The 18353-nt window shown below is 65.8% G+C and carries 17 protein-coding genes; 6 read left to right on the top strand and 11 right to left on the bottom strand.

Going from position 1 to position 18353, the window contains the following annotated elements:
• Position 1: 1 nt before the first annotated feature.
• The 7 genes from SMA01S_RS09100 to SMA01S_RS09070 form a co-directional block, all read right to left on the bottom strand.
• On the bottom strand, positions 2-1132 hold the full coding sequence (locus tag SMA01S_RS09100) for an AAA family ATPase (protein ID WP_066820557.1): 1131 nt from the start codon (positions 1130-1132) through the stop codon (positions 2-4).
• A gap of 37 nt (positions 1133-1169) precedes the next feature.
• Positions 1170-2804 (bottom strand): hypothetical protein, encoded by a 1635-nt coding sequence (locus SMA01S_RS09095; protein WP_066820556.1) that lies wholly within the window; start codon positions 2802-2804, stop codon positions 1170-1172.
• Complete coding sequence (locus tag SMA01S_RS09090; RefSeq protein WP_066820554.1) at positions 2801-3805, bottom strand: AAA family ATPase; 1005 nt, start codon at positions 3803-3805, stop codon at positions 2801-2803. Before SMA01S_RS09090 ends, SMA01S_RS09095 begins: the two co-directional genes overlap by 4 nt.
• Positions 3802-5322 carry an XrtA system polysaccharide chain length determinant gene (locus tag SMA01S_RS09085; RefSeq protein WP_066820552.1) on the bottom strand — a complete coding sequence of 507 codons (1521 nt, stop codon included), beginning with the start codon at positions 5320-5322 and terminating at the stop codon, positions 3802-3804. The genes SMA01S_RS09090 and SMA01S_RS09085 overlap by 4 nt, the downstream gene beginning before the upstream one ends.
• A gap of 15 nt (positions 5323-5337) precedes the next feature.
• Complete coding sequence (locus SMA01S_RS09080; protein WP_066820549.1) at positions 5338-5979, bottom strand: XrtA/PEP-CTERM system exopolysaccharide export protein; 642 nt, start codon at positions 5977-5979, stop codon at positions 5338-5340.
• Between the two features lie 110 nt (positions 5980-6089).
• Entirely contained in the window at positions 6090-7277 is a 1188-nt protein-coding gene (locus tag SMA01S_RS09075; RefSeq protein WP_066820547.1) for a pyridoxal-dependent decarboxylase, exosortase A system-associated, read from the bottom strand.
• Positions 7274-8758, bottom strand: coding sequence for an AMP-binding protein (locus tag SMA01S_RS09070; RefSeq protein ID WP_066820545.1), 1485 nt, complete (start codon positions 8756-8758; stop codon positions 7274-7276). The genes SMA01S_RS09075 and SMA01S_RS09070 overlap by 4 nt, the downstream gene beginning before the upstream one ends.
• A gap of 255 nt (positions 8759-9013) precedes the next feature.
• Here SMA01S_RS09070 and SMA01S_RS09065 point away from each other — a divergent pair, with 255 nt between their 5' ends.
• The 4 genes from SMA01S_RS09065 to SMA01S_RS09050 are packed head-to-tail and all read left to right on the top strand — an operon-like array spanning position 9014 to position 11198.
• A complete protein-coding gene (locus tag SMA01S_RS09065) occupies positions 9014-9301 on the top strand; it encodes an acyl carrier protein (RefSeq protein WP_066820542.1) in 288 nt (95 codons plus the stop codon).
• Positions 9298-9996 (top strand): hypothetical protein, encoded by a 699-nt coding sequence (locus SMA01S_RS09060; protein ID WP_066820541.1) that lies wholly within the window; start codon positions 9298-9300, stop codon positions 9994-9996. Before SMA01S_RS09065 ends, SMA01S_RS09060 begins: the two co-directional genes overlap by 4 nt.
• Complete coding sequence (locus SMA01S_RS09055; protein WP_066820540.1) at positions 9984-10754, top strand: hydrolase 1, exosortase A system-associated; 771 nt, start codon at positions 9984-9986, stop codon at positions 10752-10754. The genes SMA01S_RS09060 and SMA01S_RS09055 overlap by 13 nt, the downstream gene beginning before the upstream one ends.
• 57 nt (positions 10755-10811) lie before the next feature.
• Positions 10812-11198, top strand: coding sequence for a nuclear transport factor 2 family protein (locus SMA01S_RS09050; protein ID WP_066820538.1), 387 nt, complete (start codon positions 10812-10814; stop codon positions 11196-11198).
• Positions 11199-11200: 2 nt separating this feature from the next.
• Here SMA01S_RS09050 and trxB read toward each other — a convergent pair whose 3' ends face one another.
• Entirely contained in the window at positions 11201-12169 is a 969-nt protein-coding gene (gene trxB, locus SMA01S_RS09045) for a thioredoxin-disulfide reductase (protein ID WP_066820536.1), read from the bottom strand.
• Positions 12170-12315: 146 nt separating this feature from the next.
• On the opposite strand from trxB, the gene SMA01S_RS09040 reads away from it, so the two are divergent.
• Complete coding sequence (locus SMA01S_RS09040) at positions 12316-13386, top strand: alpha/beta hydrolase (RefSeq protein WP_169804220.1); 1071 nt, start codon at positions 12316-12318, stop codon at positions 13384-13386.
• Positions 13387-13524: 138 nt separating this feature from the next.
• On the opposite strand, the gene SMA01S_RS09035 is transcribed toward SMA01S_RS09040, so the two are convergent.
• Positions 13525-14724: an acetyl-CoA C-acyltransferase gene (locus SMA01S_RS09035; protein WP_066820534.1), complete on the bottom strand. Its 1200-nt coding sequence runs from the start codon at positions 14722-14724 to the stop codon at positions 13525-13527.
• Positions 14725-14829: 105 nt separating this feature from the next.
• Here SMA01S_RS09035 and SMA01S_RS09030 point away from each other — a divergent pair, with 105 nt between their 5' ends.
• Positions 14830-15702: an HpcH/HpaI aldolase/citrate lyase family protein gene (locus SMA01S_RS09030; protein WP_066820530.1), complete on the top strand. Its 873-nt coding sequence runs from the start codon at positions 14830-14832 to the stop codon at positions 15700-15702.
• Between the two features lie 43 nt (positions 15703-15745).
• Here SMA01S_RS09030 and SMA01S_RS09025 read toward each other — a convergent pair whose 3' ends face one another.
• Both SMA01S_RS09025 and SMA01S_RS09020 read right to left on the bottom strand, forming a co-directional pair.
• Positions 15746-17794 (bottom strand): alpha/beta hydrolase family protein, encoded by a 2049-nt coding sequence (locus SMA01S_RS09025; protein WP_066820528.1) that lies wholly within the window; start codon positions 17792-17794, stop codon positions 15746-15748.
• Positions 17795-17864: 70 nt separating this feature from the next.
• Complete coding sequence (locus tag SMA01S_RS09020; RefSeq protein ID WP_174543103.1) at positions 17865-18329, bottom strand: DUF2497 domain-containing protein; 465 nt, start codon at positions 18327-18329, stop codon at positions 17865-17867.
• Positions 18330-18353: the final 24 nt, after the last annotated feature.

The raw sequence follows: 18353 nt of genomic DNA, 5'->3' as shown, positions 1-18353 counted from the left end.
GTCAGGCCGCGCGGCCACCGCGCGCTGCCGCGGCCTCGTTACCCTCGACCCAGTCAACCAGCAATGCCAGCACCCGGCGCAACGCCGCATCCTGTTCCTCGAGCCGCGCCTCGATCGCCGCGAAACGGTCATGCGCGATCTCGATCGGCGCAGGCTTGGGATCGTTGGCGGCCGCCGCCGGTTCGACCGCCGCGAGAGGTTCGCGCATCGCGACCGGCTCTGGGGCCTTGATCGGCTCCGGCGCCGCGACGATTTCGGGCTCAGGCTTAGGCTCAGGCGCGGCAACGACCGGCCATTGCGCAGGCGCGCTGGGAGCAGGCATGTCGCCGGTGATGTCGGCGATCACAGCATCGACCACCTTGGCGTCGATTACGTCGACCTGCTCGATCGCGCCGAACAACAAGACGCGCCCCGCCAGCTGGTTGAGCCGGCGCGGCACGCCGTCGGATCCGCGATAGAGCGCGGCGAAAGCATCGGCAGTGAATTTAGGACGGCCATTCCAGCCAACCAATGACATGCGGTGCAGCACATAGGGCTCGACCTCTTCGGCGCCCATCGGGTCGAGATGGTGCATCGCGATCACGCGCTGGCGGAGCTGTTCGAGCCGGTCGCCGCCATGGAGCGCAGCGCGGAATTCCGGCTGGCCAAGCAGGAAGATCTGCAGCAGCGCATGGCCGCCGGCCTGGAAATTGGACAGCATGCGCAATTCTTCGAGCGCGCCGGTGTGCAGCGCCTGCGCTTCGTCGACGATCAGCAAGGTGCGGCGGCCCGAGCGCGCGACCGAATGCAGCCCGCGCTCGATCGCGACGAGCAATTGCGCCTTCATCAGGCCCGCGGTCTCGACCCCCAGCCCGGTCGCGACGATGCGCAACAAATCGTCGCCATCGACCTGGCTGGACACCAATTTGATCACGTGCAGCCGCTCGCGATCGATCGTCGCCATCAAATGGCCGACGAGCGTGGTCTTGCCCGCGCCGACATCGCCGGTGATGACGATGAAGCCCTCCCCCTGGCTCAGGCCATAGCCGAGATACGCCATCGCCTTGCGGTGGGTGGCGGTATCGAACCAGAATTTCGGATCGGGCGTCAGCGCGAACGGGCGTCCGCTCAATCCGTAATGGTCGTCATACATCGTCTTCGTCTCCGGGCGGGGCCCCCCGCCTCTCCGGTCAGAATTGGTAACGCGCGCCCAGCAACGCTTGCGCCGTCGTCTGGTCCTCCTGTCCCTTCTGGCTGAAGGTATAGGCGCCAAGCGAGACGGTCGTGCCGAGGCGGCCAAAGCTGCGCGAGACCGACCCGGTCGCGCCCAGACTGTAGATGCCCGGCGCAAGGCCGCTGTCGAAATAATTGGCGAACAGATCGGCATTGAACGACGTGTGCTGGCCGATCGACGTCGAGTAGAACAACTGAGCGTAATAGCTTTCGTCGCTGGTGCCGATGATCACCACGCCCGGGCTGTTGGGCGCGTAGAATTTGCGGTTCGAATAGCCGGCACCAAAGCCGAGCGTCGAGGAGCCGCGAGTCAGGCTTACCACGGCATCGACGCCACGTGAGCGGTAGGTCGCGGTCGACACCGACTGGAACACCGAATTCATGCATGCGCCCGCTGCGCTGCCGCCGGTCGTACCGAAGGTGCAGCCGCTGAATTGCTGGGCCAGGAGATCGCGCGTCGCGGTGAACTGGGCGGGAAGCCCGCGCAAGCTGCGCTGCAACTGGCTTCCGAAAGTCTCGACCGTATCGTAGACGCCGACCTGGACGCCGACGCTCCTGGTCGGAGCATAGCTGAGCGAGCCGGTATAGCTCCACGATCCGTAACGACGGCCGACATGCGCCTCCAGCGCCGTGCGCGGGCTCGGGCGCCACACGACGCCGGCATCCCAATAAATGCCATCGGTCTGGTACGCGATACGGCGCGGGGAGTTGGGATCGGTCACGAAGCGGCCACGGCTGTCGGTGACCGGCACCCCAGCACTATCGAGCAACGGATCGCGCGCGCTTGAGGTCAGCTTTTCATAGCCGACGCCACCGACGACCGCGATATTAGCCGACAGCGGCATCACCGCGTCGACGCGGCCATAGAGATCGTCGAAGCGGTTGCCGAGCTGGCTCTGATCGTCGCGCGTCCAGCCACCGCTGGCGGTGAGGCCGAACGGCGCCACCGTGCCCGATTTGAAGCCGACCGAGGCGGTCGCGATCTGTGTCTTCGAATCATCGAAATAGTCGAGCCGCGGGCTGCCCGGGGCGACGCCGGTCGGGCCCGGCTCGGTCACCTTGGTATAAGCGAAGCGGTAGGCCGCGTTGATCGCGATCGGGCCGCTGCCGGTGGTCAGCGTCGGGCCGACATAGCCCGAATAGACGTTGCTGACATTGTCGCGATCGTTGCCGAAGAAGACCGGCGCCGCACCGCGAATGTCGTTGCGCGAGCGCGTGGCGATGCCGCCGGCGTCCAGCGACAGGCCGCGCGCCACGCGCACCTGCGCATTGGCGAGACCCGTGACGACATCGGCGTCGCCGCTATTCTTGTCCCAGGCGAACTGATGCTCGTAGCGCGCCGACAGGTTGACCGACACGCGCCGCGTCTCGACCGAGGCGTCGACCCCAGCCGCGGCCGAGCTGTAGGTCAGCACGTCGCCCGACTGGACGTCGGCGGTAAGCACCTGGCTCAGTTCGATATAGGGAGCGATCGCCACCTTGCGGTCCCTGCCCCGGCTCTTGCCCCCATCGCCGTTATCATCCTGCGCCGCCGCCGGCATCGCTGCCAGCAGCGTCGCAAGCGCGACCCCCGCGGAAATAACGCGCATCATTGGCCCTCGTCCTCCTGGCCGTAATAACTGCCGAAACGAGCCCCCCCCGGGGCGAACGCTACGCTGTTCAACAAAAGCTGGATGTGCTCGCAGCCCTCGAGCCGCTGCACCGTGTCGCGGATTTCGCCTTCCGACGTCTTGTCGGCGCGGACGACGAGCATGACCTGGCCGACATGCAGCGCCAGGACCGAAGCGGGCGACGCCGACAGGGCCGGCGGCGAATCGAAAATCACGACGCGCTCCGGATCGGCGGCAAGCAGCCGCGCGATCAGGTCCGGCGTGCGTCCGCTCGCGACCAGCTCGACATCGGCATTGGTCCGGGCGCCGGCGGGCAGCAGGCTGAGATTCGGAATGTCGGTCCCGACCACGCACTTCTCGATATCGATCGACGGATCGGCCAGCGCGTCGAGCAGACCGGGTCCATCGGCGACTCCGAGCCGCTCCATGATCCCCGGCTTGGCGAAATCGGCATCGACCAGCAGTACGCGCGTCTCACGCTCCGCGGCCATCGAGATCGCCAGGTTGATCGCGCAATAGGTCTTGCCGTCACCAGGTTTGGCCGAACAGACCAGGATGGTTCGCGCCTTGTCGGGCTCGTGCTTGTTGAGCTGACGCGCGGTCAGCAGCAGATGCCGCTTGGCGAGGCGGAATTCCTCGGCCAGCACGCCGATGGCGGCACCGGGGACGAGCAACTGGTTTTCGGCCAGCAGGTCGCGGTCGATCTTGGCCTGGCGACCCGCCACGGGCAAAGCCACCGGCGGCACAGGGGCCGGTCGAGCGATGGGAGCGGCACGTGTTTCCACCGGCGCCGCGGCCGCGCTCGGCGTTTCCACCGGCTTCGGTGTCTCAACGACGGTCGCGGGCGCGACCGGCTTGAGCACCGGGGGTGCCTGCAAGTCGCTTTCGGGAATCGCGCGTGCGTTCAGGCGGGCCGAGAAGTCGTAGACTTCGGCCGCGCGCTCGAGCAGCGATCCCTGCTTGGTGATGATCGGCTTGTTCATGCCGCGAGCCCCCGCATCAGCATCTCCACGCCTAGCAGGCCGACGAACGCGACCGGCAACGCGGCCGCGGCGCCCGCGAACATGCGCAGCTTGCGTTTCCTCAATTCGACTTCCGCCCTCGACACGCGCTCGCTGATCGACCCGATCACCGGCAGCCCGGTCGCCTTTTCGAGGCGCCCTGCGGTGGCATAGGTCGCCTTGAGCTGCGACAGGGCGAACGCCCCGCCAATCCCGCCGAAGATCGCCGCGAGCAGCACGCCCGTCAGCAACAGCGGGCGATTGGGCGCCGTCGGCGCGCGTGGCGCCACCGGCGGATCGATGACCTTGAACTTGATCGAGTCGGTCTGCGCCTGCGCCTGGGCGCGCACGCGGACGTCCTCGCGGTCGCTCAATAGCTTGTCGTACTGGTCCTTGAGCACCTGATAGTCGCGGTCGATCTGGCTCTGCTCGTTGGCCGCCGCGGGATCGCCGTTCAGCTTGCCGGTGATCGCGTCCATGTCGTGCTGCAACTGCTGCTTGCGCGCCGACAAGGCCGCGACCTGCGATTGTTTGTCCGCCTGCATCGACTTGAGCGAGAGATATTGCGGATTGGGCTGGCCATTGCCGGCATAGCTGCCGACCGCCGGCTCGCGTGCCGCCGCGGCGCGCGCGGCGCCGAGCTGGCTGTTGAGCGCGATCACGTCGGGATGCCTGTCGGTATAGCCCTTGGCCCGCGCATCGGCGAGCTGGCCCTCGATCGCGGCGAGGCGCGCGCGCGCCGGTCCGGCGCTGCCGGCGCCGCCAACCCCCGGAATGGTCGGTGCAATGCCCGACATCTGCCCGTTGATCGACGCCAGGCTGGTCTGCGCGGCGGCGAGATCGCCGTCAATCTGCGCCATCTGAGTACGCGCCGCCGACATGCGGTCGGACAGCGAGCCGGTACCCGGCAGAGATCCGAGATATTGGGTCTGGAACTGCGCGCGCTTGGCATCGGCATCGCCCAGCCGGCGCTGCAGATCCTCGACCTGGCTGTCGAGGAAGCGCAACGTGGTCTGCGTATCGGTTCGGGAATCGGCCAGATTCTGGTCGACGAAGATCGAGATCAATTTCTGGTTGATCTGTGCGGCAAGCTTGGGGCTCGACGCGGTCACGCTGATCTCGAACAGATTGTTCTGCTGCGCGACGATCTTGACGGCCTGCTGCAGGCCGGCGACGCGATCGGCGATTTCCTGCGGGGTCGAGACGGTATTGGCGAGGTCGGTGCCGCGCACGACCTTTTCCAGGTTGACCGCGCTGGTCAGCGTCTGGCGGATCGTGTCGATATCGTTCTGCTGTTCGGCCGCGCTGATGCCGATCTTGGACGGCAGCACCTGCCCCATCTGGACGAACACGCGCGCTTTCGATTCGTAGCGGTTGGGCATCTGGCTGACCGCCAGCCAGCCCAGGATCGCGACGACCCAGGCCGCCGCCAGAGCAATCCAGCGGCGGTTCCAGATCGCGTGGAGCGCGATGCGAACTTCGTCATAGAGGCCGTTCACCGTTCCAGGCCTCCGTCAGAACATCGATTCGGGGATGATGATGACGTCGCCCGGCTCGAGCTTGACGTTCGCCGACGGGTCGCCGTCCTTGAGCAGCTTGCCGAGCTTGACGTTATACTGGCGCTGCTGGCCGGTATTGCGGTCCTGACGCACCAGCCGCGCCCGGTTACCCGCCGCATATTGATTGAGCCCGCCGACCGCGATCATCGCGTCGAGCAGAGTCATGTTGGCACGATACGGAATCGATGCCGGCTTTTCGGTCGCGCCGACGATGCGGATCGACTGGCTATAGGTGCTCTGCGGGCTCTCGACGATGACCGAGACGATCGGGTCCTTGATATAGGTCGACAGCGCCAGCTTCATGTCGTCGGCGAGCATCGCCGGGGTCTTGCCGACCGCGGGCATGTCGTTGACCAAGGGGGTGGTGATACGGCCGTCGGGGCGCACCTGGACCTTCGCCGACAATTCGGGGTTGCGCCACACGAAGATGTTGAGCTGGTCCATCGGACCGATCACATATTCCTCGCTCGGCTGCTCGCGCGACCCGACGAACGATGCGGGCGGCAATTGAGCACCGCCGCCGCCGGCACATCCCGTCAGCACGCTGGCGCTCGCACCGACGAGCATCAAGGCCTTGGAAAACTTAACGAAACTCATAATCAGCCTCCCGTCTGCGCACGGCTGGACCGGTGACGTCATTCCGGCACGCGCAGACTTCGGGCTTGGCTATGGGGTCGCGGGGGTAAAGATTGCGTTAGGAGTAAAAGTCAGACGAGGATTTCCGCGGGTCTGGAATGGCCCAGGAACTCCCACGGACTGGCAGTAAGTCCATACGCTCCGGCCATGAAGATCGCGATGACGTCACCGGTGCCCGCCACCGGCAGGTCGACCTGATCGGCGAGGCGATCGAGCGGGGTGCAGAGCGGGCCGACGACGCTTACCGTTTCGCGCGGTGCGTCTGGCGCAGCCGTGGCGACGGCGACGGGGTAGTTGCGGCGTACCACCGTGCCCAGGTTACCCGTGGCGGCGAGTTGGTGGTTGAGGCCGCCGTCACACACCAGGAAGATCTCGCCCCGGCTTTCCTTGCGGTCGACAATGCGAGCCAGATAAACGCCGGCTTCGCCTACCAGCCAGCGCCCCAGTTCGATCGCGAACCGCGTGTTGGGCAGCACGCTTAGGCTTGGCGTCAGCGCGGCACCGATCGCTTCGATATCAAGCACCTGCTCGCCCGGGAAATAGGGAATGCCAAATCCGCCGCCGAGATTGACGAGCGGCGGCGATGCCCCCGCCTTCTCGGCCAGCCGGACGGCAAGGTCGAGCGTATGCGCCTGGCTGTCGATGATCGCGGACGGATCGAGTGCTTGCGATCCTGCGAAGATGTGGAAACCGCGCCATTCGGCGCCCGCTGCCAGGATGCGCTTCACCAGCGCCGGGACGCCTTCGGCATCGATCCCGAATGGTGAGGCGCGCCCACCCATCCGCATGCCCGACCCGCGCAGCTCGAATTCGGGGTTCACGCGGACCGCGAGTCGCGGAGTCTCGCCGCGCCGTTCCGCAATGGCGAGCGCGCGATCCGCCTCGTTCTCGCTCTCGAGATTGATCGTCACCCCGGCGGCGATTGCGGCGTCGAGCTCGGCATCGGCCTTGCCGGGTCCGGCAAAGCTCACCGCCTTGTCGAGGCCGACAACGCGCGCCAGTTCGCCCGCCGACGCGACATCGAACCCGTCGACCAGCGGCGCCATCGCCGCGAGCAACGGAGCGAAGGGATTGGCCTTCACGGCATAATGGAGGTCGACACCGGGAAACGCCGACCGGAACCGTGCTATCCGGCTGCTGACCACTGCCATGTCATAGACGAACAGGGGCGACGATGTGAGCAGTTCCGCCACCGACCGGCCGCCAATGACAAGCGGAACCGATTGGAACTCCAGGGGGATCGCGCCCATCGGCTTCATGACATCATCCCCCTCAATCCCGCGCGGTCGAGCTTGCCGTTGGCGTTGCGAGGCAGCTCGGCCAGCCAGACATAGCGCGCCGGCTGCATGAAATTGGGTAAATCGCGGCGCAGGCGCTCCCGCAAGGCCGGTTCGGCGGATCCGTCGCCCTTCGCCACCACCACGATTGCCTGGCCTTGGCGCTCGTCGGGAACGCCGATCGCGACCGCCTCACCCGTCTCGCCGCCGGCGGTGATCGCTTCCTCGATTTCGTTGGGACTGATGCGGTTGCCGGCCGATTTGATCATCTCGTCATCACGACCGACGAAGCGCAGCAGCCCATCGGCGTCCGCTACCGCCGTATCGCCCGACCACACTGCCATGCCGCCCGCCTGCGACCATGCCGGTGCCGGCCGGAAGCGCGCCGCGGTCCGTTCGGGATCCTGCCAATAGCCTTGCGCCACGAGCGGACCGGCGTGGACCAGTTCGCCGGGTTCGCCAGCTGCAGCCTGGGCGCCGTCGGGCCGCACGATCATGATCTCGGCGAAGGGAATCGCGTGGCCAATCGAGTCGGGATGGTCCGCGACCAAGGCGGGGTCGAGATAAGTCGAGCGGAATGCCTCGGTCAGCCCGTACATTGGATAGATATCGGCCTGCGGGAATCGTTCGCGCAGCCCGTCAATCAGCCGCCGGGTCAGCGCACCACCAGAATTCGTAATTCTTTTCAGAGTGCTTGTGTCGATTTCCTGAGGGTCGATATCAAGTAACTGCGCCCAGAGCGGCGGCACACCGGCCAGCGTCGTGATCCGCTCGCGCTCGATCGCGCGATAGACGTCGCGCGGCAGCAGATAGTCGAACGGCACCACACACGCCCCCGCCGCCCAGGTCGAGAAGAGCTGGTTCTGCCCGTAATCGAAACTGAGCGGCAGCACGCCGAGCACGCGATCGGCATGGTCCAGCCCCAGATAATGCGCGACGCTGATCGCGCCGAGCCACAGATTGGTGTGGCTCAGCATCACGCCCTTGGGCCGCCCGGTCGATCCCGACGTGTAGAGGAGTGCCGCCAAGGCGCCGGGATCGGCGTCGGAGGGCGGCAAGGCAGGGCCGACGAGCGGTGGATCGTCCGTCACGATCCTCACTCCCTCCATCTCCAGCGTCTCAGCGCGAGTTGCCTGGGTGATCAGCAGGCGCGCATCGCTGTCGGATAGAATATGCTGTACCTGCAAGTGTTTGAGCTGGGGATTTACCGGAACATGGACGAAACCAGCGCGCGCCGCCGCCAACGGCATCAGACAAGCGGTGCGCGTCTTGGGGAGCCAAGTGGCGACCCGGTCGCCCGAAGCCAGTCCCTGCCCCGCCAACCAGCCAGCCAGTGCCCCGACCGCCGCTTCCAGACCGGCGAAATCGAGCACGCCGTCGCGCGTCGCCAGCGCCGGATCGCCCGCGCGCCCACGCAACGTCAGGTGGTCGAGCGGCCGCGGCGCGGGATCGAGTGGGACCATGAGGCCCTGATAGCGGGGTCGGGTGCTTCACCCAAGGTTTCGCTCGAGTGTTTCTTCGGCCAAGCCTCCCTACTCCGTGACCCCGGCCTTGTGCCGGGGTCCACCGCGCAACCGCTCCTGTCGCGTCCTGTTGCACGGTGGATGCCGGGACAAGCCCGGCATGACGACTTCGACGCATTGCAATGGGCCTTCGTCTCTCGCCGCTGCGACCTGACCCTTCCCAAGCCGCTTCCCTATCGGTAACGCGCCGAAACGATGACCACGCACCACGCTCCGTCGACGGTCGACCAGACCGTGCGCGCCGTTCTCAAGGATGTCCTGGCGCTCGACGCCGATCGCGTCGCCGCGTTCGACGACGACACCGCGTTGTTCGGCGCCCTGCCCGAGCTCGATTCGATGGCGGTCGCCGGCGTGCTGACCGAAATCGAGGACCGGCTGCACATCCTGATCGAGGATGACGAGGTGGACGGAGAGATGCTTGAGAGCTTCGGTGCGCTCCGCCGTTTCGCTGAAGCCAAGGTCCACGCTAAGAAGGACGCATGATCGATCACTACGACTGGGCCGGGGGGCGAGAGGCGATGATCCGCTTCGGCCCCAGTACGGGCCCGGTCGTGGTCGCGGTGCTGCCGTTGTTCGAAGAAGCCAATCGAACGCGCACCTTCCTGACCGGCGTGCTGCGGCGCCTCGCCGACCGCCATATCTCAAGCGCGCTTCCCGACCTTCCCGGGCAAGGCGAGAGCCTGGTGCCCACCGAAAACGCCATGCTCGCTGGCTGGCGCACGGCATTGGCGTCTGCCGCGACCGCCGCCGCAGACGGGCGCCCCATTCATATTTTATCCTGTCGCGGCGGGGCGTTACTCGATCATGACGTCAAGGCGGCATCGCGCTGGCAACTCGCTCCGGCGAAAGGCGAGGCGCTGGTCCGCGAATTGCTACGCACCAGTGCGGCCGCGGGTGAGCGGATCGAGATCGACCTCGGCAATTACAATGACGAGGGCAATCCGGTAACGATCGCCGGCAACGCACTGTCGCGAACATTGCTCCGCGATCTCAACGCCGCCGATTGCGTGCGCGATGGCGCGGTCCGCGTCGTCCGCCTCGAAACCGATCCCGCGGTCGCTGATCGCAAGGTCGCCGGCGCGCCGCTATGGCGGCAGAGCGAGCCGGGCGACGATCCCGCGCTCGCCGACCTGCTCGCGGACGATATAGCCGACTGGATCGCGCAATGCGCGAGCTGACAACCTTTCCCTGCGATGGCGACACGCTGATCGGTACGCTCGACGATGCGCCGGGCACGACCGGGCTGCTGATCGTGTCGGGCGGTAACGAACTGCGCTGCGGCGCGCATCGCGGCATGGCGCTGCTCGCCGCTGATTTGGCCGCCACCGGCATTCCGGTGTTCCGCTTCGACCGGCGCGGCATCGGCGATTCGGACGGTGCCAATCACGGCTATCAGGATAGCGGGCCCGACATCGCGGCCGCGGCATGCACCTTTCGTACGCTCGCGCCGCACATGAAGCGCGTGGTCGGCTTCGGCAATTGCGATGCCGCGACCGCGCTCGCCTTGTTCCATCGCGATGCCGGGATCGACGCGCTGGTCCTCGCCAACCCCTGGGTCGGAGACGAAGACGATGCTCTGCCCCCCGCCTCCGCCATCCGGTCGCATTATGCGGACCGCGCGCGCGATCCACGCCAATGGCTTCGCGCCCTGTCCGGTGGGATAAATATCGGAAAAGCGATCAAGGGGTTACGCAAGGCTTCTACCAAATCGAAAGAAGCTGCAAATCCGATTGCGGCGCGGATGGCAGTGGCCATGATCGGTACGCCGCGCACGATTCTGCTCGCCCGGCGCGACAATACCGCGATCCGCTTCGAGCATGCCTGGCGCGAGCCAGATCCGATCCACTATCGCGAAACCGACAGCCACAGCTTCGCGCGGCCGGGGGATGGCGACTGGCTGCGCGAGGAGGTCTTGACGGCGATCCGGAGCGCCTGACGCGGGAACGCCCGGTGCGCCCTCGCGTTTGCGCGAGACGCTACGGGAGCTGCCCTCATGATTTCCGACCAAGATGTCGTCCGCGGTACGCTGCAGGCCTATGTCGACAAGGACCGCGAGGCGATCGAGCAGTTGATCGCCGAGAACTTCCATTTCTCCAGCCCCCTCGACAACCGGATCGACCGCGACGCCTATTTCCGCCTTTGTTGGCCCAGCAGCCGGAACATGGATGATTTTGAGATCGTCCGCATGGCCTCTGACGGGGACACGGTGTTCGTCACCTATATCGGCACGATGCGCGGGCGGCGATTCCGCAATACGGAAGTTCACACTCTGCACGACCGCAAGATTGTCGAGGCCGAGGTCTACTTCGGCTGGAACGTCCCTCACGACGTCGCCGAGGGCCAGCATGCCGACCCTAAAAAAGAGCCGGCAAGCGCCTGACGTCACTCGGCGGCTTCGGCGACCTTCTCGAAATCGGCCTCTGCCAGGAAGCGCTCGGCGTCGAGCGCGGCCATGCAGCCGGTGCCGGCGGCGGTGACCGCCTGCCGATACACTTTGTCCATCACATCGCCGCACGCGAACACGCCCGGGACGCTGGTACGCGTCGTGCCGGTCTCGACCTTGATATAATGGTCGGCGTCGAGTTCGAGGTGCCCGCGAAACAGTTCGGTTGCCGGATGATGGCCGATCGCGACGAACCCGCCCTCGACATCCAGCCGCGAGAGCTCGCCGGTCACCGTGTCGCGCAGCTCGAGCGCGACCAGACCGGCGATGCCGCCGCCATCGACGAAGGTTTCGACTTCCTTGTTCCACAACACCTTGATCCGCTCGTTGGCGAACAGGCGCTGCTGCAGGATCTTTTCTGCCCGAAACGAATCGCGGCGATGGATCAGAGTCACGTCGGGTGAGTGATTGGTGAGGTAGAGCGCTTCCTCGACCGCGGTATTGCCGCCGCCGATCACCGCGACCTTCTTGCCGCGATAGAAGAAGCCGTCGCAGGTCGCGCAGGCGCTGACGCCCTTGCCCTTCAGCGCTTCCTCGCTGTCGAGCCCGAGCCACTTGGCCTGCGCACCGGTCGCGATCACCAGCACGTCACCGACATAGATCTCGCCGCTATCGCCGATCAACCGGAACGGGCGCCGGGTCAGGTCGACCTCGACGATCGTATCCCACATCATCCGCGTGCCGACATGTTCGGCCTGGGCCTGCATCTCCTGCATCAGCCAGGGGCCCTGGATCACCTCACGGAAGCCGGGATAATTCTCGACATCGGTGGTGGTGGTCAGCTGGCCGCCGGGCTGGATGCCCTGGACGACGATCGGCTCCATCCCGGCGCGCGCGCCGTAGATCGCGGCCGACAGGCCGGCCGGGCCCGAACCGAGGATGAGCATGCGGGTGGTATGCGTAGTCATGCGGGACGTCCTAAGGGCGAAGGGCCCTTTGGCGCAAACATGGGTTGGGATTTATCCACAACAAGCTGCGTGGATGGAGAGAAAAGCTTGCACCGCTCCAAGCGCCGCAGGATGCAGAACCAATCATTTGTCGAGCGGGGAACGTGATGGTGCTACGTCTCGGATTGCCGATTCTCTGTGCGCTGACCCTGACCAGCCTCGCCTGCAGCGCGCAGAGTGCGCCGCAGGCGGACAAACAGCCTGCTCCCGCAAAGGACGCGCCGCCGGTGCGCACCAGCGGCGTCTGGCAACCCGCGGCGGGGCTGACGCAGCTACCGATCTGGCCCGGCAATCCGCCCGATGGCACGCTCCGGCCGCAGCCGCCCGAAAGCGTGGATACGTACAAGGAACCGCCCGAGTTCGGCGGCAAGTCCGAAGCGGTGCTCGACATCGCCATTCCGACGATGACGATCATCCCGCCCAAGGGCCGCAACACTGGTACCGCCGTCATCGTCTTTCCCGGCGGCGGATTTCAGAAGGTGTTCATCACCCTCGAAGGCACCGAGATCTGCGACTGGCTGACCACCAAGGGGATTACATGCATCGTGTCGAAATACCGCGCGCCCGGCGGCAATGAATATTGGGACGACGGGCTCCAGCGCCACATCACGCCGAAGATCATGCGCGCGCTGCAGGACGCGCAGCGGACGATCCGGCTGGTTCGCTCGAAGGCGAAAGAGCTGAACATCGACCCCAACAAGATCGGCGTGATGGGCTTTTCGGCGGGTGGCTATCTGGTTGCGCAGACCAGCAACATCCTCACGCCGACCTATAAGCCGGTCGACGCCATCGACACGGTCAGCAGCCGCCCCGACTTCGCCGTCGCGCTCTATCCCGGCCATATCTGCCGTGGCGGCGGCAAGTTCGACCCGACCCTGCCGATCATCAAGATCGCGCCGCCGACCTTCATCGCCCAGGCGTGGAACGACCCGATCGACCCGATCTGCAACAGCCTGATGTATGCCGCTGCGCTCGATAAAGTCGGCGTGTCCACCGAAATGCACCTGTTCGCCAAGGGCGGCCACGCCTTCGGATTGCGCAAGAAGAACGAGCCGGTCGGGATCTGGCCGCAACTGGTCGAGCACTGGATGACGCAGATCGGGATGCTGCAGGCGCGATCAGCGAACGCCGATAGCCCTTCCCCGAATTGGGATTTGGCTGGTCGAGATAGGCGATGAGTGAGCCAGCACTGGGGAAAGCCAACCGTCATGCCGGACTTGTTCCGGCATCCAACGGGCAACAACCGTCGGATTTCCGTTGTGGAAGGTTGGACCCCGGAACAAGTCCGGGGTGACGAAGGCGCCTTGTTTCGCTCGTCAGCCCGGAATTTCGAACAATCCCGCCGCGCCCATGCCGCCCGCGGTGCACATCGACACCACGACGTACTTCACCCCGCGCTTGCGCCCCTCGATCAGGGCGTGGCCCGCCAGTCGCGAGCCCGTCATCCCGAACGGATGCCCGACCGCGATCGCGCCGCCATTGACGTTGAGCTTACCGGGATCGATCCCCAGCGTGTCGCGGCAATAGAGGCATTGCGAGGCGAACGCCTCGTTGATCTCCCACAGGCCGATATCCTCGATCTTGAGCCCGGCGCGCTTGAGCAGCTTGGGGATCGCGAAGACCGGGCCGATGCCCATTTCGTCGGGCTCGCATCCCGCGACCTGGAAACCGCGATAGATGCCGAGGATGTCCTTGCCTTCCGCCTCGGCTGCCTTGCGCTCCATCAGGATCTGCGCCGCGGCGCCGTCGGACAGCTGGCTGGCGTTACCCGCGGTGATGTACTTGCCTTCCTTGATCACCATGCCGTCCTTGAACACGGTGCGTAGGCCCGACAGGATTTCCGCCGTCGTACCGCCGCGAATGCCCTCGTCCTGGGTGACGGTGACCTGCTCGGTGCCGGTCTGGTTGCCTTCCTTGTCGAAGGTCGCCTTTTCGACCGTGATCGGCACGATCTCTTCGGCGAACGCGCCTTTTTGCAGCCCGTCATAGGCGCGCTGTTGGCTCATCGCGCCGAACTCGTCCTGTGCTTCTCGGCTGATCCCGTAGCGCTCGGCGACCACCTCGGCGGTCTCGATCATCGGCATATAGGCATAAGGCTTCTTCGCGATCACCGACTGGTTCTGATACGGCTTGCCTGCCTGTTTGGCGGTCAAGGTAATCGATTCCATCCCGCCGGCGAGCGCGACGTCGAGCTCGTCGCACATGATCCCGCGCGCGGCGAGCGCGATCGCGGTCAGACCCGATCCGCATTTGCGATCGAGCGTGAACGCCGGCACCTCGGTCGGCAGGCCAGCGGCGAAGATCGTGTTGCGCGCGACGTTATAGCCCTGCGTCCCCCATTCGTTGCCGGCGCCGTAGAACACGTCGTCGATCCGCGACGGATCGATGCCGGCGCGTTCGACCGCGGCATTCATCACATGTGCGCCGATCACCGGTGCTTCGGTGATGTTGAAATAGCCGCGATTGGCCTTGCCGATACCGGTGCGGGCGGTGGAGACGATGACGGCTTCGCGCATGACCTGTCCTCTCATTTATCGAATATCGGGTATGGCGCTTAACCTCACGGAACGCGAAAAGCGAGAGGGCTGGCGCACGCCCCTCACCTGCGCCAGAACGCCGCCATGACGACCACTCCGCTCGCTGCCCGCTCGCTCCTGTTCGCCCCCGGCGATTCGCCCCGCAAGCTCGAAAAGGCCGGGCTGAGTGCCGCCGACCTGGTGATCATCGACCTGGAAGACGCGGTCGCCGAAAGCGCCAAGCCCGATGCGCGCAAGGCGGTCGCCGGCCACCTCAAGACGACGCACCGCCGCCAACCGCACTGGGTACGGATCAATCCGCTCGATACGTCGCATGCATTGCCCGACCTTGCAGCGATCGTGCCAGCGCGTCCCGATGGCATCATGCTGCCCAAGGCGACCCGTGCCGATGCCGAGCGGCTCAACCATTATCTGACCGCGCTCGAGGCGGCCGCCGGCCTTCCGATCGGCGGCATTCCGGTGTTCGTCCTCGCGACCGAGACCCCCGCGGGCGTGTTCGACGTCGGCAATTATGCCGGCTGCCCGCGCCTCGCCGCCTTGAGCTGGGGCGCGGAGGACAGCGCCACGGCACTCGGCGCGACCAACAACCGCGACGACAATGGCGAGTACGACTTCCCTTATCAGCTGTTCCGCGCGCTCTGCCTGACCGGCGCCGCTGCCGCCTCGGTCAGCGCGATCGAGACGATCCATGGCGATTTCCGCGATTCCGAGGGCCTGGAGAAAATGGCCCGCCGCGCGCGACGCGCAGGCTTTCGCGGGATGCTGGCGATCCATCCCGATCAGGTCCCGGTGATCAACGCCGCCTTCACCCCCTCGCCCGATGAAATCGCCCATGCCGAGAAGGTCCTCGCCGCGTTCGACGCCAATCCCGGCGCCGGGACCGTGGGTCTCGACGGCGCGATGCTCGACATGCCGCATCTGAAGCGCGCCCAGGCACTGCTGGCGATGAAGCGATAACGCTACTCGGTCTTGATCCGCCGCTATCGAGGATAGGAAAGGGCTAGTTGGCGCCCTTCCCCGTCCACTTGCCCATCCAGCCGAGCACTTCGCGGTACCATTGACGGCTTTCCTTGGGGTTGAGCACCCAATGGCTGCCGCCCGGGAAGACGATGAGGCGCGACGGGATGTTGCGGCGCTGGAGCGCAGTGAAGGCCGCGATGCCCTGGGTATAGGGAATGCGGTAATCGCCCTCACTGGTGATCACGAGCTGCGGCGTCTTCCACTTGTCGACCAGGTTGACCGGATTCCATTTCTCGAACGCGGCGGGGTCCTCGTAATAAGGATGCCCGCCATGCTCCCATTCGTCGAACCAGAGTTCTTCGGTCTCGTACGCCATCGCCCGCGCGTCGAACACGCCGTCATGCTGGACGATACACTTGAAGCGGTCGGGCCAATTGCCCTCGATCCAGTTCATCATATAGCCGCCATAGGACGCACCCAGCGCGCAGGCGTTGTTGCCGTCGAGCCAGGTGAACTTGGTCGTCGCGGCGTTGAGGCCTTTTTTCAGGTCTTCGAGCGGCCAGCCGCCCCAATTGTTGCGGATCGCGTCGGTGAAGCCCTGGCCGTACCCGGTCGAGCCGTGGAAATCGACCGCGACCAGGCCATAGCCTGCGCCGGCGAACAAAGCAGGGTTCCAGCGGTACGACCAGCTATTGTTGCTCGACCCTTGCGGGCCGCCATGGACCATGAACGCGACCGGCGCCTTGGCACCCGCGGCGAGGCCGGCCGGCTTGACCGCATAGCCCCAGACCTTGTCGTTATTGGCGCCGGTGAAGCTGAACCGCGTGACCGTCGGCATGTCGATCCCGGCGAATTTGTCGGCATTGACGCTGGTCAGCCGCGCGCTCTTCTTGCCCGCCAGCCAGTAGAAGTCGTCGGGCGCGGTCAGCGAGTTCATCGCATAGACCAAGCCCTTGGCGGTCGGCACCACCGCTGAAACCGATCCTTCCTGAGTCAGCCGCATCGGCTTGCCCGACTTGAGGTCGATCGCGAAGATCGGGACTTCCTGCGTGTCCTCGGCGGTGACGTAGATCGTCTTGCTGTCCTCGCTCCACGCGATCGACCCGACCGACCGGTCCCAGCTTTCGGTCAGCGCCCGCACCTGGCCGCTTGCCAGATCGCGAACCATCAGCACCTGACGGTCGGCTTCGTAGCCCGGGCGCTTCATCGCGAACCAGGCGAGATATTTGCCGTCGGGCGACGCGGTGGGCAGATTGTCCATGCCGTCATTGGCATCGGTCAGGTTGGTCGGCGCGGCCGATCCGTCGGCGGGTGCCGCGAAGATGTCGAGATTGGTCGATAGCGGCTCGATCCGGCCTGCCTCGCGCAGCGCGAAGAACACCGTCTTGCCGTCGGCCGACCACGACACTTCCTCGCCGCCGCCGAACGGCTTGGACGGAGAATCGCCAACCAGTCCTCCTTCGATCGCCTTGCCGTAGCCAGCGGCCTTGCCGTTCGCCATCGGCAGCACGAACAGCTGCGATCGCGTGCCGTCCGACCAGCTTGCCCAATGGCGGATGAACATCTGGTCGAACGTGCGGCCGTTGCCGGCATCGTCGCGCTTCTTGACCATCGCCGGCTCGCTCGACGGCGCGCCGGGCAGGCGATCGGCCCAGATCAGCATTTTGTCCTCGGTCGGCGCGACCTTGAACCCGCCGATCCCGCCCTTGAGGTCGGTGACCTGGGTCGGTGCGCCGCCGGTGACCGCGATCGCCCAGACATTGTCCTCGCCGCCTTTGTCGGACTGGAACCAGATTGTCTTGCCATCATGCGAGAATTGCGGGCTGGTTTCGTTGACCGCCCATTCGCCGATCAGCTTTTCAGGCTTGGCGCCCTTGGCGGTCAGGTCGAGCCGCCACAAATCGTAGCGCCCCCTGTCGCCCGCCAGATCGGTCTCGCGCTGCTGCCAGACCAGCCAACGGCCGTCGGGCGACACGGCCGGCGACGAGACGCGACTGAACATCGTCACATCCTCGATGGTCAGTTGGCGCGCGGTTGCAGGGAAAGCGAACGAAGCGAGCGCGACGCTCGCGAGGAGGAGCTTCTTCATGGCGCGAGATAGAGCAGAAGGTGGTTGCGCGAGCAACTACCCGTCGTACCGAAAACTCGCTTCGTCTCGGCTAGCGCTGACCGGTGATCCGCGCGATTTCCTTGGCGACCATGGTTTCGACCAGATCGGGCAGGTTCGCGTCGAGCCAGTCGCGCAGCATCGGCTTCAGCATCTCGCGGACCAGCCCCTCGAGCGTGTCGCTCCCCGCGACTTCGGGCTTGATGACGAGCCGCGACAGGCTGGCGAGCCGCGCGCGGCTGACTTCGGCTGCCTCATCGGAGATGATCTTTTCGGCGGGCGCGGCAGACGCGGGCGAAGCGGCAACGGGTGCCGCCATCGACGGCACATCCGAATCGGGCGCGGGCTCGTTCAATTCGAGCACGTCATCCTCTTCAGCCGCCTCGACCGGAATCGGCTGCGGCGACGGACGACGACGCGCGCGCGACGCCCCGCTGGTCTCGACATCCTCGGCGATGATCCGTTTGATCGAGGACAGGATGTCCTCCATCGACGGTTCGGCGCTTACATCCCCCATAGGCGGCCTGCTTCCTGACGACGC

It is taken from the genome of Sphingomonas mali NBRC 15500 (genome assembly GCF_001598415.1).
In the GTDB taxonomy this organism is placed as follows: Bacteria; Pseudomonadota; Alphaproteobacteria; order Sphingomonadales; family Sphingomonadaceae; genus Sphingomonas; species Sphingomonas mali.
This window is presented reverse-complemented; position numbering and strand designations above follow the sequence as displayed.